Here is a 397-nt window from a genome sequence, read left to right on the forward strand (position 1 = left end):
CTGTTGAGGGGTTTTCTAATAAAAGCCTGACGATGACCTACTTTCACACTGGTTGCAGCACTATCATTGGCGCGGAGTCGTTTCACGGTCCTGTTCGGGATGGGAAGGGGTGGTACCGACTTGCTATGGTCATCAGGCATAACTTGTTGATCTTGTGAAGCCACGTTGTTCTGTGGTTTTCAGAAGATCCAATTGGGAAGAAGTGTCGTAGGGTGGGGTTAAGCCACCAAGGCAAGCAAACATCGTTCACTTGTCCATCAATAATCTTTGTGCCCAGCGATTGACCATCGCTGCAGCGTGCCTGCATGTTGAGTGCAGGACTTAGGCGGTTGTGATTTGTACCAAACTTCGCAGTATCTTCCGATACCGGTACATAAGGCAAACACACAAACAATAC

Annotated in this window: 1 rRNA gene; it reads right to left on the minus strand. The window is 48.4% G+C overall.

The annotated features are described in order from the left end of the window. Positions 1 to 24: 24 nt before the first annotated feature. Positions 25 to 137: ribosomal RNA gene (gene rrf / locus ACO0K8_RS22320) — 5S ribosomal RNA — on the minus strand. Between the last annotated feature and the right edge of the window lie 260 nt (positions 138 to 397).

Origin of the sequence: Undibacterium sp. Ren11W (assembly GCF_049340485.1) — a bacterium.
Classification (GTDB): Bacteria; Pseudomonadota; Gammaproteobacteria; order Burkholderiales; family Burkholderiaceae_D; genus Undibacterium.